We start from the raw sequence: 14,649 nt of genomic DNA on the forward strand, positions 1-14,649 counted from the left end.
AATGAGCGAAATATTAAATGCATTTTTTCATGCAATATTATTAGCACTTGGCTTAATTGTACCTTTAGGAGTGCAGAATATTTTTATATTCAATCAAGGAGCTACACATCAAAAATTTCAAAAAGTTTTACCTAGTATAATATCAGCTTCTATATGCGATACTATTCTTATCTGCTCTGCCGTTTTTGGTTTGTCTTTAATAATTTTTGAAATCCCTACCCTAAAACTTGCTATATTTGTCTTGGGATTTATTTTTTTATTATATATGGGATATAATACTTGGAATCAGCCACCTCTTGATCTTACTAATAACTCGAACGCACTTTCAGCTAAAAAACAGATTCTATTTGCTATATCAGTATCAATATTAAATCCACATGCAATTATGGATACAATAGTAGTAATAGGTACAAGTGCCTTAAAATATCAGGGACTTATAAAAACTATATTTACTTTAACTTGCGTGCTTGTATCTTGGTTATGGTTTTTCTCTTTAGGTTTTGCTGGTTATAATATTAGAAAGCTGAATAAAAGTAGCACAATTTTAGCTATAGTTAATAAAATAGCAGCTATTATAATTTGGGCAGTAGCTCTTTATATAGGAATACAAATATTATATGAAGTCGGTTTTATTAACTAGAAGCTTAGAAGCTAATTTAGAAACTACCCAGGAAATAGGTAAATATTTTCATTATATTAATTGCCCTATAATTAAGTATAAAACTTTAGATTTTGATGCTAATATTTTAAAAAACTACTCAAATATAATAATAACTAGCAAATATGCCGCCACAATTATTGCTGAATATGAATTAAATCATAACATTTGGGTGGTGGGTGATAAATCAAGAGAGATATTAATAAATAAAGGCTTTAAAATAGCCTATGCCGGTAAAAACGTCGATGATTTGATGCAGCATTTTCCGGATGATTTGTATGAACAAGCTATATATCTATCTTCAAATGAAATCACTAAAGATTTGCCTGATAAAATAAAACGTTATATTATTTATAATGTAGAATATTTAAATGAGCTTCCGTTATCTGTTGTAAAAGAACTTAAAAATTCTGTTGATTTTATTTTAGTTTATTCTCAAAATAGTGCTAAGACTCTGTTAAAATTATTGAATGAAAATAATTTATTAGAATATTTACAAAATAGTTTAGTTATAGCTATAAGTTCAAAAGTTGCAAATATAGTTAGACCTTTTTTTAAAAATGTGGTTTATTGTGATGACCAAAATCCTAATGATTTAATCAAATTATTATTTGAAAATGCAAAAATTCAATAGTTTATTTAAAAGCCGGAACATCTTTCTCATAGCGATAGTAATATTTACTTTATCTTCCTTTACACTTTATAACAATAGGAGCGATATTTTAAAATTATGTAAAAGCGAAAATAAAAACTTAAGTCAAACTCTTGATACCCCAGAGGAGATTGAAACAAATATTACAGAAGTAAAAGAAGAAGCACCTTTGCTATCTACTAAAACATTTTTTAATTATATAGATTCCTTAAAATTTCCCGAAGCTCATACTGCTGCATTAGAACAAAAACCTAAGCCTCAGCAAAAAATATATTCACCTGATTATATTAATTATCTGCTAAATGCAAATCTACTAACATATAATTTTTTGCAAGATCAGGAATATAGTAAAAAATTAACAGTATTAAAATCTCTGCTGCTACCTCAGGAAATAAAAAATATTTTAGCAAACTTAGAAGAATATAATAATAATTACCTTATTTCTAAATCTGAAAGAGTAGAAGTAATTTTCCCATTAAATCATAAATGGCTTGAAAAATTTGTTAAAATCGAGAAAAAGCCTTCTAATATAACTATAAAAGAACAAGATAAATCCTTGACCCTAGAAAAATTAAAATATCTAATTAATTTTCTTTATTCAGAAAAATTTATGCAGGAGTTTATAAATAAAGATGTTTAGATTATTATTAATATGTGCTGCTCTTTTTCTTCTTTATTTTGGCTTTACCTTAACGCAAAGCTTTGATTCAAAGGTTTTCATTAGTTTATATAATTATAATATTGAAACTACTTTTTTCTTTAGTCTAATTAGCTTAATTCTATTAATAGTACTTGGTTTTATCATAATAAGATTTTTGATATTAATTATAGATTTACCAATTAAGATACATAATGTTTTTAGTAATTGTAAAATCAATAATGATAGATATTCATTAGTTCTAGCTTTTGCAAAATATATTACTGGTAATAAAGCTAAAGCAGGCTCTATTGCCCGCAAGAATTCATCTTGTGAAAATTTAAAAGAATTTCATAACTTAATTTTAGCCGAAACAGAAGAGGATGTAGATAAGAAAATCGCTTATTTGCAAAATATTTCTAAATCAAAAGAATTTGCTTTTTATAGCAATAAAAATTTAGCCAGACTTTATTACGATAAAGGACTTTATCAAGAAGCTGAGAATTATGCTATTAAAGCTTATAATTTAAATGAATATGATGCAGATAATTTAGTTACTTTAGCTTATTGTTACGGGCAACTTGCTTTATGGTCTAAATTTACTTTTATCACAAATAAAATTGCCAAACTTCATAAAGCCATACCTATTTCAGACAATTTAAAAATTGCTGATTACTATTTGCTGGCAAATGATGCAGAATATTTAGAGTCAGCTATAAACACCAATTTTGTAAATATCCCTTTGCTAGAACTTTATTTGAATTCAAATAATAATCTGAATGATAAGAAAAAGATTAAAATATTGAAAGATGCTTTTCAAATTATGCCGTCTCTAGAAATAGTAAAGCTCTTTAAAAAATTCACTACCCTATCAGACGAACAAGTTTATGAAGAATTAACAAAAGACTTAGATACCAAAAAAGATGAGATATTAATTTTGGCACTAAAATCTTATTTAGAGTTGTAGAAATATCATTACGGGAAAGATGCAGTCTTTGTTGCATGACTCCTATGTCATTCCCGAAAAAGCTTTGTTGCGTGGATCGAAAAATGCCTCGGTGTCATCTAGTTGCTTGACCCATAGTACCGGACAATCATTAAAAAAATGTTATATTTTATTCAGATGTAGGTGACATTGTATGTCATTCCCGCAAAAGCACAGTAGTGTCCGGAGAAAATTGGAGTATTATTAAAACCGTCATTGCGAGCGGTCGTAGACCGCGTGGCAATCCAGAAAAATAGTAAAAAATAACTAATTTTAGCATTTTTTTACTTCCTTGCTTCGCCCTTATTACTTTGTAATTCTTCTCGCAATGACGAAAAAACCTAATAATAACAACGTTTATTTTTTCTCCGGACACTACTGTGCTTTTGCGGGAATGACATATAATAAAAACTGTCCGGTACTATCGGCTTGACTACGGCATCCAGAAAAACAATAAAAAATACTAATAATTTTAGTATTTTAAGCTGGATCCCGCGATCAAGTCGCGGGATGACAGGGAAAAAATGATCCATACGGGACAAGCCTCACGCAAGAATGACATAGTTGGTGACAATTACAATAATTCAACCTTTTTCAACTCTTCCAAATTATGCGATCCTGTACACATCATAGTAATTTTGAGCTGTTCTATTATTAGCTGTATCTCTTCAGATACTAGATTTTCTGAAACATCAGCTGCTTTTAAAAATGGACCAGCAAGACCAAAAATATCCGCTCCCATGCGAATAGCTTTAGCCCCGTCAATACCTGACTTTAAGCCGCCACTTGCAATAACCGAAATATCCTTTGAAGCTTCTCGCACCATTTTAAGGGAATCTAGCGTCGGAATTCCCCAATTGATAAAACTATTAGCTATACGATTTTGTAATGAATTTGTAGCACGGTAAGCTTCTACCTGACTCCACGATGTTCCACCACTTCCTGCAACATCAAGAATCTTAACTCCTATATCTATAAATTGCTTGGCTGTTTTTTTAGATAAACCAAACCCTACTTCCTTGATAATTACAGGAACAGAAAGATAATTTACGACTTCTTTTATTTTCGGTAAAAGATTTTCCCAATTTTTATCACCTTCCGGCTGAGTTAATTCCTGTAACACGTTCAGATGTAAAATTAAGGCATCAGCTTTAACGCTATCTACTAAATATTGGCATTGCTTTGGTGTTACACCATAATTGAGTTGCACCGCACCAATATTAGCAAGTAATACTATATCAGGAGCATTATTTCGCACTGTAAATGTATCTAAAGTACTTGGTTCTGTAAGTAATGTACGCATAGAGCCAAGCCCCATAGCGATACCTGCTTTTTGAGCAGCAGCAGCTAATCTACAATTAATATCTCTTGCCCTAGGTGTTCCGCCTGTCATGCTAGAAATTAGAATAGGTGCTTGTAAGATTTTATTTAAGAAAGTAGTAGTTGTATCTATACTACTATAATTGATTTCCGGTAAGGCATTATGCACAAATTGAACTGACTCAAATCCGCTACTTAAGCCAGATTCAACATTCTTTGTAAGATTAATTTCGATATGGTCTTGTTTTCTTTTTATGTCTAGCATAATATGTTATTCCCGCGAAGGCGGGAATCCAGTAATTAAAAGTTTTAAAATAGCAAGATTTTAAAATTAAAAGCTTTTCCTAAGCCATGCAATGCAACAACGCTGGACAAGCCACGAGATGACCGTGGTGGAACTGATCCACGCAAGCCTTAAGCAGGGATGCCACCGATTCGTACAAATTAGCCCTTTCTTATTCTATTTCTGTACTTTTTCTTTGTAGAAAATATAATAATACCAACCCTATAGGTATCATGAAAGGAGACAAAAGAAAACAAAGTACCATACCTATAACTTTAAAAAACAGCCATATTATATCGCCCAGCATTTTAGTGTTATAATCATTTACGATGATCTTATTAACTACTATTATCACCTTATCATTTTCAATAATCTTGTCACCTGTTATTACATTATTACCCCTTATAAAATCTATTATTGTCTCATATGCAAATCGTGAATATGGATAGAGAAATGGATAAATAATAGCCGGTATGATTATTTCAAAAGATGATTTACCGATAACCAGTACAAAAAAACAGGATATAGCAGCACCAAAAATAAACTGTCTAAAATAGTAATATGGATTTATACTACAAAATAAAGTTATAATAAATTTAATTAATTTTTGTACAGTAAATTTTTAGTAGAATTTTTATCCCTAAAAACTAAAATAAAAACAACTATTTTTTTAAAATTAATAATGACTATGCCTAATTATATAGCTGACTTCCTATCCATATCAGCGAATACTTCTTCCCATGAGCCGGTAGTTGCTGCTTTTGAATATTCGGTTGCTCTATTTTCAAAGAAGTTTGTATGCTCAACCCCGTTTAGCATTTCATCAAGCCATGGCAGAGGGTTATTTTTTACCATATAAATATCTTTTAGCCCTAGCTGAAATAAACGTCTGTCAGCGATATATCTAATATATAATCTTACCTCATCAGCCGTTAGCCCTTCAATTCCCCCTACTTCAAAAGCAAGAGCAATAAACGCATCTTCAAAATGTACAATAGTTGTACAAGCTTTATAGATACGACTACGTAAATTTTCTGTCCAGACTTCAGGATTTTCTCTAACGAAAGTTTTAAAGAGTGTAATAATAGAATTAGTATGCAGCGTTTCATCACGCACTGACCAAGCAATAATCTGCCCCATACCTTTCATTTTATTAAAACGTGGAAAATTAAGCATAATAGCAAAAGATGCAAATAGCTGTAATCCTTCTGTAAAAGCTCCAAATACTGCAAGCGTAGTTGCTATATCCTCGTTAGTAGCAACCCCAAATTGTTGCATATAATCATATTTATCTTTCATTTCCTTATATTTAAGAAACGCAGAATATTCTACTTCAGGCATTCCTACAGTATCAAGCAAATGTGAGTATGCTGCAATATGCACTGTTTCCATATTAGAAAAAGCAGACAGCATCATTAACACTTCAGTCGGCTTAAATACTCTTGAATAATGCTTCATATAGCAATTATTTACTTCAATATCAGCTTGTGTAAAAAAACGAAATATTTGCGTTAATAAATGCTTCTCACCTGGGGTTAAATTATATTTCCAATCTTTAACATCATCAGCAAGCGGTACTTCTTCCGGCAACCAATGAATTTTTTGTTGAGTGTGCCAAGCTTCATATGCCCACGGATATGAAAATGGCTTATAAATCGGACTTGCATCAAGTAATGACATATGCTTTCTTTTTAATTTATTTTTTTATATTAACAGTAACTATACGAAGTTCTCCTAGTATATTATTGAATAGTATAGAACAGTTTCTACTTTATGTCATTCCCGCTTAAGGCTTGCCCCGCGTGGATCATTTTTCCCTGTCATCCCGTGATTTATTCACGGGATCCAGCTAAAAAATACTAATAACATTAGTATTTTTTATTATTTTCTGGATGCCGTGGTCAAGCCACGGCATGACACCGAGGGCGTTTTTCGATCTACGCGGGAATGACATATAAGGTCACCTATACCTAAATAAAATGAGGTATTTTTTAAAACTGTCCGGTACTATTATATTACTGGCAAGCTAGGCATTCTTCGTATTTATTAGCTTCAGCTAGCTCGTCATTTTGTTTTTCTAAATCTTTAAAATCTGCCTTTAAAACATCGTGCGAAACTTTATCTGCCCGCTGAATTGATGTTGATCTACAATAATATAAACTTTTCACTCCTTTTTTCCAAGCTTTAAAATGAATATCATTTAGATATTTTTTGCTAACATTACCGGGTAGAAAGACATTTAAAGATTGTGCTTGAGTAATATAAGGAGTACGATCTGCTGCTAGCTCTATCAACCAATTTTGATCAATTTCATAAGCTGTTTTAAAGACTTGCTTTTCTTCTTCAGTTAAGAATGTTAGATGCTGCACTGATCCTTCGTGAGTACTAATTGAAGACCAAACTTGATCATTATTAAATCCTTTTTCCTCTAATAACCTTTCTAAATGCTTATTACGTACATTAAAAGAACCAGTTAGGGTTTTCTGTACGAAACTATTAGCAGCAAATGGCTCTATCCCTGGTGATGCATTTCCTGCTATTACTGAAATTGAAGCAGTAGGAGCTATTGCTGTTTTGTTACTAAAACGCTCATTGCTTTCTGCATCCAATGCATCAGGACAAGCCCCTTTCTCTTTACCAATTTTAACAGATGCTTCTTCTACTTCCTTAGATACATATTCAAATATTTTTTTATTCCAAACCTTTGCCATAACCGATTCTATTGGTACTTTTTTCATTTGTAAGAATGAGTGGAATCCCATAACGCCAAGTCCAACGCTTCGCTCACGAAAAGCTGAGTATTTAGCTCTTGCCATAGTATCAGGTGCTTTATTGATGAAATCTTCTAAAACATTATCAAGAAATAACATAATGGTTGGTATAAATTCTTTATCGTCTTTCCATTCTTCATAATATTCTAAATTTAAAGAAGAAAGACAACAAACGGCAGTTCTTGATTTGCCTAAATGATCGATACCGGTTGGCAATGTAATTTCACTACAAAGGTTAGACATCTTAACATGCAAGCCTAACTTTTTATGATGCTTAGGTATTGACTTATTAACACTATCAATAAATAACAGATAAGGCTCACCAGTTTCTATTCTGGTAGTGAGCAGCTTAACCCATAAATCTCTTGCTCTAACTTTAGTTACAACTTTTTTGGTAGCAGGACTAATAAGCTCGAAGTCTGTATTATTTTCAACAGCTTGCATAAATTTATCAGTTATGGCAATACCGTGATGAATATTAAGAGATTTTCGGTTAACGTCCCCGCCTGTCGGGCGTCTTATGTCAATAAATTCTTCGATTTCAGGATGATCAATAGGTAGATATACAGCTGATGAGCCTCGTCTAATCGATCCTTGAGAAATAGCAAGGGTCATAGAATCCATTACCTTAATAAAAGGTATAATGCCTGATGAATGTCCCTTATTGTGAATTGCTTCGTTAATAGATCTAACATTACCCCAATAACTTCCTATTCCGCCACCGCGTGAGGCAAGCCAAACATTTTCCGTCCATAAATTTACTATATCATCTAAACTATCATCGGTCTCGTTTAAGAAACAAGAGATAGGTAATCCCCTATCAGTGCCACCATTACTTAAAATCGGTGTTGCAGGCATAAACCACATTTTGCTCATATACTCATATAGCTTCTGAGCATGCTCTTTATTTTCAGCATAGTAACTAGAAACACGAGCAAATAAATCTTGAAAATCTTCGCCTTTCATAAGGTATCGATCTCGCAAAATTGCCTTACCAAAAGGTGTAAGTAAATCGTTATAATTATTATTGATATTTATTTGAAATTTAGTTTTTTTTGCTGTGCTCATTATAAGTACTAATGGGGTTGGTAGAAGCTAATTAAGTATAAAACTTTTTCTTAAGTAGACACTAGAATAAGAGTTTATTCAACATAAATATTTATAATTATTTTAGATTTACCCCTTGACAGTTGATAGTTCAAAGCAAACTCAAGCGAGTATTAAATTTTCTTAAATTTTATAAATTATGTAGGATAGTTGCATTATTGTAATGATAGTATTTTGAAAAATAAGTTTTAACTTGTCCAATCCAACTCTGCATAGTTTAGTTCAGAAGACTCTCCAATTTTATCAGTATGGTTTATATTATTTTTATCTAGATTTTTAGAAGCATTCTCATAATACTATAACGTGTCTTCATCGTTATAACGAGGTTGTAATTGTTCATTTTTAGTGAATTTTAAAGGATCAAACATTTCTATATATTTTAATACGTAGTCTAAAGATTCTTTTTTTTGTTTATCTAAAGTAACATTATTTTCGTCTAAGTAATTATATAGTTTTTGTAAAAAAGTATAATATTTATCGCCTTTACATAATCCGTAACGAGCAAGGAACAGCATATTAATATCTTTAACCTTTTCTGTTATCAGTATTTTTTCAAAAAGCTCTAAATCATACGTATGAAGAGCTACGCATATAATATTATTATGCGTTATTTTACTTTTTATTATTTTAAGTTTTTCTAAGAAAGTATATTTAGACCACTTCACAATTTGTATATATCTTAATTTTAATTAGCCATAAACTAACGTTAAATTAAAATTTGTAAAGTAATAACTTTAGTCTTTAAGGAAATTTTTAGGCATTCTGTAATAAATTGTATTATAAAATTTATCACTTTCTAGGAATTTTCGTGTGCGGATAGAAAAGTTACCGAAATTTCTGATTTCGATACGGTTTTGTTCTTTAAGAGAATTACTTAAATAATTAAGGATTAAATTCACAGAATCACTAACATCTTCTTTAGAAAGATAATCCAGCTGCTTATGTATTTTATTTATCAAATCAATTTTAGTAGCCATAATTAGAAATCGCCTTAATTCCATTAAAACTATTTTTGAAAAAACTAGGTACTAAACTGTCGAAATCTTCAAGCATCATTTCCACTAATTTAGGTTTTGGTTTTAATTGATAGTCCTTAACCGTTAATTTAGCATCGATTTTTTTCTCATCTTGCAACCATTTTAAAGCTGTATCCTCATTACCTATATTATCTACAAGCTTTAGTTTTACAGCCTGACGTCCTGAATATATTCTGCCATCAGCAAGTTTTTTGACTTCATCTATAGGAATTTTACGTCTTTCAGCAACAAGTTCAATAAAAAAATTGTAAGTGTCTTCGATATTTTCCATAATCGCTACCCTTACATTTTCAGTAAGTTTTTCAGTAGGGTTTGGAGCAGCCTTAAGCTCACCTGATTTAAAATTAAGAAAAGTAATGCCAAGTTTTTGTGCAAGGTCAGTTACCTCAGCAGTCTGCAATATTACCCCAATTGAACCAGTTATAGTTCCATTATGGCTAATGATGTAATCACCAGCAAGAGAGATTAAATAACCACCACTTGCTGCCATCGTTCCCATAACTATAACTACCGGCTTTTTTTCTGATATTTTAAGTAGAATATTATAAATTTTTTCTGATCCTACTACTGTACCGCCTGGAGAATTTACATTAACTATTAAGGCTTTAATATGAGAATCATCAACAATTTTCTTAAGCTTTTTATCACGCTTCTCATCTTCAAGTATTATGTCGTCAATTAATACCGAAGCTATATAATCATCATTATTATTGGCTAAAACTTCCGTTGGAACAAAATCTTTACAAATTAAGAAGAATGAAACACCAATTAAAATAATTGCTATTAACTTCCAAACTAATAAACGAGATTTTATTTGTTTTCTTTCAATTAAATAATCAGGTGTTATATTCATTTTGCAATATATTTTTTAGTTTTTCGTCATTGTGAGGAGAGGCAAAACTTGCTGTGTCACCCCGTGATTTATTCACGGGGTCCAGTTAAAAATATCAATATTATTGATATTTTTAGTTATTTTTCTGGATCACGTGGTCAAGCCACGGGATGACACTTAGGACGTTTTTTGATCCATGCGGACAATGCCACCACGGGATGACCCCACAACTTACTTACGTTCTGCTGGGCTTTTCATCATCTCAAAAAACTCACTATTAGTTTTAGTATGTTCTAGCTTTTTAAGCAAGAATTCTATTGCTTCACTGCTACCCATTGGGTCGATGATGCGGCGAAGAACCCACATTTTATTTAGCACTATTTTATCAACTAATAAATCTTCTTTTCTAGTTCCTGATCTAGTTATATCAATCGCCGGATAAATACGTTTATCGGCAATCTTACGATCTAATACTATTTCAGAGTTACCTGTACCTTTGAACTCTTCAAAAATCACCTCATCCATACGTGAGCCTGTTTCAATTAGAGCTGTACCAATTATAGTAAGTGAACCACCATTCTCAATATTTCTTGCAGCACCAAAAAATCTTTTTGGACGCTGAAGTGCGTTAGCATCAACACCGCCAGTTAATACCTTACCTGATGATGGCACTACAGTATTATAAGCACGAGCAAGACGAGTTATAGCATCAACTAAAATTACTACGTCTTTTTTATGTTCTACTAAACGCTTTGCTTTTTCAATGACCATTTCCGCAAGCTGTACGTGTCTACTGGCCGGTTCATCAAAAGTAGAACTAACAACCTCCCCTCGCACGGAACGTTGCATATCTGTTACCTCTTCAGGTCTCTCATCTATTAACAACACAATTAAAAATACTTCCGGGTTATTGGTAGTAATAGCATGAGCGATATTTTGTAGTAACACGGTTTTACCAGTACGGGGTGGTGCAACTATTAAAGCACGCTGTCCTTTACCCATAGGAGCGACTAGCTCGATAACACGTGTACTAAAATCTTTGCTGTTATCTTCAAGCTCTAAGCCTAATTTTTCATCAGGATATAAAGGAGTGAGATTATCAAAATTGACGCGGTGATAAGCCTTAGAGGGATCTTCAAAATTCACTTTATTTACCTTAAGTAGAGCAAAATAACGCTCACCTTCTTTCGGAGCTCTGATTCGTCCTTCCACAGTATCACCAGTACGAAGCCCAAAGCGACGAATTTGGCTTGGAGAAATATAAATATCATCAGGTCCTGCTAAATAATTTACTTCCGGAGAACGCAAAAAGCCAAACCCGTCAAGCAAAACTTCAAGTACACCCTCACCTACTATTGAACCCCCCTGCTCTACAGATTTCTTTAAAATTGCAAAAACTAATTCTTGTTTACGCAAAGAACTAACATTTTCAATTTTTAGCTCTTCTGCTTGAGCTTGCAATTCTTCAGGCAATTTACGTTTTAATTCTTTTAAATTAATTATATTGCCGTTTTCTGCATAATGATTATTAAATTCAGGGTTATTTAGTTGTTCTGGGGATTCTTTATTAGTTATACTCATTATTTTTATTATAATAGATTATAGTTGACATGAATGAAAAATTTAATTCCTTAAATGTAGAGGAAATATTACGTTTGTTTTAAATTGGAATCAAACTAGATTTTTAGATTTATTCTTGTGGCTTGAAGAATTAATTTTATTTGTTAGCTTTATAAAGCTTTAATATATGTAAAAGGATATTAACAATCTAAAAGCATATTGTCAAGTATATACTGCTAATAAATGAAAAGTTGGTAGACGAAGTTTAATTTGAAAATTGACTATAATATTAATAAAAGTGGATCAGCTTTTCCGTCATGGCGAGAAAATTATATTTGCATCTCCTCGCAATGACGACTTTGACCCACAAGGCTTAATTAGGAATCCTTATTATCTCTAATTTCTTTGACTATGCTTAATAATTGAGGAAAATCTACTGATCCTGGAATTAATCTAGCATTAATTACATATGCAGGCACACCCTGAATTTTAAGATTTCTAGCTATTTGCATATTTTGAGCGATTAGATCTCTTACCTCAGAGCTGTCAGCTATTTCTTCAACTTCCGTAATATTTAAGTCATTTTTAGCTAATAATTCTTCGACAGTTTCTTTAGAAACATTTCTTATCTTCATTAATTCACTATGAACAGCTTTAAATTTACTAGGGTTAATTTTATAAACCGCTAAAGCTATTTTTGCTAAATAATCAGAAGCATCACCAAGGATAGGTAATGGTCTTAACAAAATTTTCACTTCTGGATCATTTTGTAATAACTCATTTAAAGAAACATCACCTTTTTTACAGTAGGAACAAGAATAATCATAAAAAGCAACTATAGTTATATCACCGTCTTTATTACCTATGATAGGAAAATTTTGGCTATTCTCGATATCTAATTTGTTATCCTTAATATAGCTATTAACTTTGGTTTCACTTTCTTGTACTTTACGCTTTTGTAGATTTTCTATTGATTGTATTATTATTTCAGGAGTATTAAGCAAATATTCTTCAATAATCTTCTTAACTCTTTCTTCTTCACATTGCTTTGGCTCTTCATTTTGTTTAACTTCTATGGAAACAGGTTTTGTAGAAGAAGTTTTTATAGTTTTAAAAATAAATAAAACTCCTATAATTACTACAAATATAACTAATATCTTTCCAATAATATGCTGCATAAATAACCTTTAAAATTAATTTTATTTTGTTTCGGGCTTGTGTATGTCATTGCGAGGAAATGCAACTCCTACTGTGTCATCCCGTGGCCCCGCCACGGGATCCAGAAAAACAATAAAAAATATTACATATTTTTTTCTGGACCCCGTGAATAAATCACGGGGTGACAACCATACCTTAACCTTTACTTCTGTCTGATCAATCTACTCTGATCTCTCTTCCAATCTTTTTCTTTAATCGATTCTCTTTTATCGTGTAATTTTTTACCTTTAGCAATGCCAAGCTCAATTTTTATTTTGTTCTTTTTGTTAAAATACATAGACAAGGCAACTAGAGTATAACCTTTTATTTTAGTTTTACCGATAATTTTATTTATTTCTTTCTTATGCAATAATAATTTACGTGGTCTTCTAGTAGAATGATTGAACCTATTTGCTTTTTCATATTCTGCAATATGACAATTATACAAAAATACCTCATTTCCCGTATCAGCTGCATGACTCTCTTCTATAGATGCTTTACCTTGACGCAATGATTGAACTTCACTACCCTTTAATACAATACCTGCTTCTAGTCTTTCCTCAATAAAGTAATTAAAGAGAGCTTTTTTATTTTGTGCAATAATTTTCTTATATTCCGTCATACTTTTATAGATAAGGATGTTATAATTTCCTCAATTTGTGTTTTGGTCGTATTTGTTGCTTCAGTTAAAGGCAAACGAATTTCGTTTGTGCAGAATCCTAAATAATGCATAGCATACTTAACTGGGATTGGGTTTGATTCTACAAATAATGCTTTATATAAAGGTAATAATTTTTGATGAATCTCTAAAGCTCCTTTAACATCATTGTTATACCATTTCTCTTGAAGCTCTTTGCATAATTTAGGTGCAACGTTAGAAGCTACGGATACGCACCCTACTCCGCCTTGAGCATTAAAAGCAAGACTTAAATCATCATTACCGCATAATAGATTAAATTCTTTTTTAACTATAGCTTTAATTCTAAGCGGTCTTTCTAAATCTATCCCCGCATCTTTTAAAGCTAAAATACGAGGTAATTTAGCGAGTTTAAATATCACTTCATCGGTAAAGTCAACCCCAGTTCTACCCGGAACTGAATATAGCATAATCGGTAAATTACTAGCTTCATGTATTGCTTCAAAATGTTTATAGATCCCGCTTTGAGTAGGCTTCAAATATGACGGCGGGCTAATCATAAAGCCGTCAACTCCAATTTTTGTAGATTCAGCCGCAAGCTCTATTGCATAAGCGGTATCATTTGAAGAACATCCGCTAATTATAGGAATACGCTTATTTATAATATCCTTAGCTGTCTGCAATAATAATTTATACTCTTCAAAGCTTAAACTACTCCCCTCACCTGTTGAACCTGCTATTACTACGGCATTCACTTCAGCATTTATTTGATATTCTAAAATCTTTTCTAAGGCATCTAAATCTAGTTTATTATTTTTAAACGGCGTTATTATTGCCGTAATCAAACCTTTAAATATATTATTCATTATGTTAGTATTTTTTTATTGTTTTTCTGGATCTAGTTCCCAAGCCACGGGATGACACCGAGGACTATCTCATAAGATTGCCACACAAGCGATGCTCCTTGCAATGA

15 protein-coding genes are annotated in these 14,649 nt (G+C 31.7%); 4 read left to right on the forward strand and 11 right to left on the reverse strand.

Features of this window, described 5'->3' with window-relative positions:
- The first annotated feature begins 1 nt into the window (after position 1).
- Genes AAGD49_RS04455 through AAGD49_RS04470 form a run of 4 tightly spaced genes read left to right on the forward strand, consistent with a single transcriptional unit; the run spans position 2 to position 2,914 of the window.
- Positions 2-640 carry a LysE/ArgO family amino acid transporter gene (locus AAGD49_RS04455; RefSeq protein ID WP_341788092.1) on the forward strand — a complete coding sequence of 213 codons (639 nt, stop codon included), beginning with the start codon at positions 2-4 and terminating at the stop codon, positions 638-640.
- The gene (locus AAGD49_RS04460; RefSeq protein WP_341788093.1) at positions 618-1,292 is read left to right on the forward strand and encodes a uroporphyrinogen-III synthase; all 675 of its coding nucleotides are present in this window, start codon (positions 618-620) and stop codon (positions 1,290-1,292) included. The genes AAGD49_RS04455 and AAGD49_RS04460 overlap by 23 nt, the downstream gene beginning before the upstream one ends.
- On the forward strand, positions 1,276-1,950 hold the full coding sequence (locus tag AAGD49_RS04465; RefSeq protein ID WP_341788094.1) for a hypothetical protein: 675 nt from the start codon (positions 1,276-1,278) through the stop codon (positions 1,948-1,950). The genes AAGD49_RS04460 and AAGD49_RS04465 overlap by 17 nt, the downstream gene beginning before the upstream one ends.
- Positions 1,943-2,914, forward strand: coding sequence for a tetratricopeptide repeat protein (locus AAGD49_RS04470; RefSeq protein WP_341788095.1), 972 nt, complete (start codon positions 1,943-1,945; stop codon positions 2,912-2,914). The genes AAGD49_RS04465 and AAGD49_RS04470 overlap by 8 nt, the downstream gene beginning before the upstream one ends.
- Positions 2,915-3,506: 592 nt before the next feature.
- Here AAGD49_RS04470 and fni read toward each other — a convergent pair.
- The 11 genes from fni to dapA all read right to left on the reverse strand — a co-directional run bounded on the left by fni (position 3,507) and on the right by dapA (position 14,542).
- Entirely contained in the window at positions 3,507-4,517 is a 1,011-nt protein-coding gene (gene fni / locus AAGD49_RS04475; protein ID WP_341788096.1) for a type 2 isopentenyl-diphosphate Delta-isomerase, read from the reverse strand.
- A gap of 190 nt (positions 4,518-4,707) precedes the next feature.
- Positions 4,708-4,890: a hypothetical protein gene (locus AAGD49_RS04480; RefSeq protein WP_341788097.1), complete on the reverse strand. Its 183-nt coding sequence runs from the start codon at positions 4,888-4,890 to the stop codon at positions 4,708-4,710.
- 341 nt (positions 4,891-5,231) lie between these two features.
- The gene (locus AAGD49_RS04485; RefSeq protein WP_341788098.1) at positions 5,232-6,215 is read right to left on the reverse strand and encodes a ribonucleotide-diphosphate reductase subunit beta; all 984 of its coding nucleotides are present in this window, start codon (positions 6,213-6,215) and stop codon (positions 5,232-5,234) included.
- A gap of 335 nt (positions 6,216-6,550) precedes the next feature.
- A complete protein-coding gene (locus tag AAGD49_RS04490) occupies positions 6,551-8,374 on the reverse strand; it encodes a ribonucleoside-diphosphate reductase subunit alpha (protein WP_341788099.1) in 1,824 nt (607 codons plus the stop codon).
- 335 nt (positions 8,375-8,709) lie between these two features.
- Positions 8,710-9,078, reverse strand: coding sequence for a hypothetical protein (locus AAGD49_RS04495; RefSeq protein ID WP_341788100.1), 369 nt, complete (start codon positions 9,076-9,078; stop codon positions 8,710-8,712).
- Between the two features lie 69 nt (positions 9,079-9,147).
- Positions 9,148-9,390 (reverse strand): HU family DNA-binding protein, encoded by a 243-nt coding sequence (locus AAGD49_RS04500; RefSeq protein WP_341788101.1) that lies wholly within the window; start codon positions 9,388-9,390, stop codon positions 9,148-9,150.
- The gene (gene sppA / locus AAGD49_RS04505; protein ID WP_341788102.1) at positions 9,380-10,303 is read right to left on the reverse strand and encodes a signal peptide peptidase SppA; all 924 of its coding nucleotides are present in this window, start codon (positions 10,301-10,303) and stop codon (positions 9,380-9,382) included. Before sppA ends, AAGD49_RS04500 begins: the two co-directional genes overlap by 11 nt.
- A gap of 210 nt (positions 10,304-10,513) precedes the next feature.
- Positions 10,514-11,863 (reverse strand): transcription termination factor Rho, encoded by a 1,350-nt coding sequence (gene rho / locus AAGD49_RS04510; RefSeq protein ID WP_341788103.1) that lies wholly within the window; start codon positions 11,861-11,863, stop codon positions 10,514-10,516.
- A gap of 356 nt (positions 11,864-12,219) precedes the next feature.
- Positions 12,220-13,020: a DsbA family protein gene (locus tag AAGD49_RS04515; protein WP_341788104.1), complete on the reverse strand. Its 801-nt coding sequence runs from the start codon at positions 13,018-13,020 to the stop codon at positions 12,220-12,222.
- A 182-nt stretch (positions 13,021-13,202) separates the two neighbouring features.
- Positions 13,203-13,661, reverse strand: a complete 459-nt coding sequence (smpB, locus tag AAGD49_RS04520) for an SsrA-binding protein SmpB (protein ID WP_341788105.1) — start codon at positions 13,659-13,661, stop codon at positions 13,203-13,205.
- Positions 13,658-14,542, reverse strand: a complete 885-nt coding sequence (dapA, locus tag AAGD49_RS04525; protein WP_341788106.1) for a 4-hydroxy-tetrahydrodipicolinate synthase — start codon at positions 14,540-14,542, stop codon at positions 13,658-13,660. Before dapA ends, smpB begins: the two co-directional genes overlap by 4 nt.
- Positions 14,543-14,649 lie beyond the last annotated feature (107 nt).

This window comes from Rickettsia endosymbiont of Lasioglossum villosulum (assembly GCF_964026455.1).
Lineage (GTDB): Bacteria > Pseudomonadota > Alphaproteobacteria > Rickettsiales > Rickettsiaceae > Rickettsia.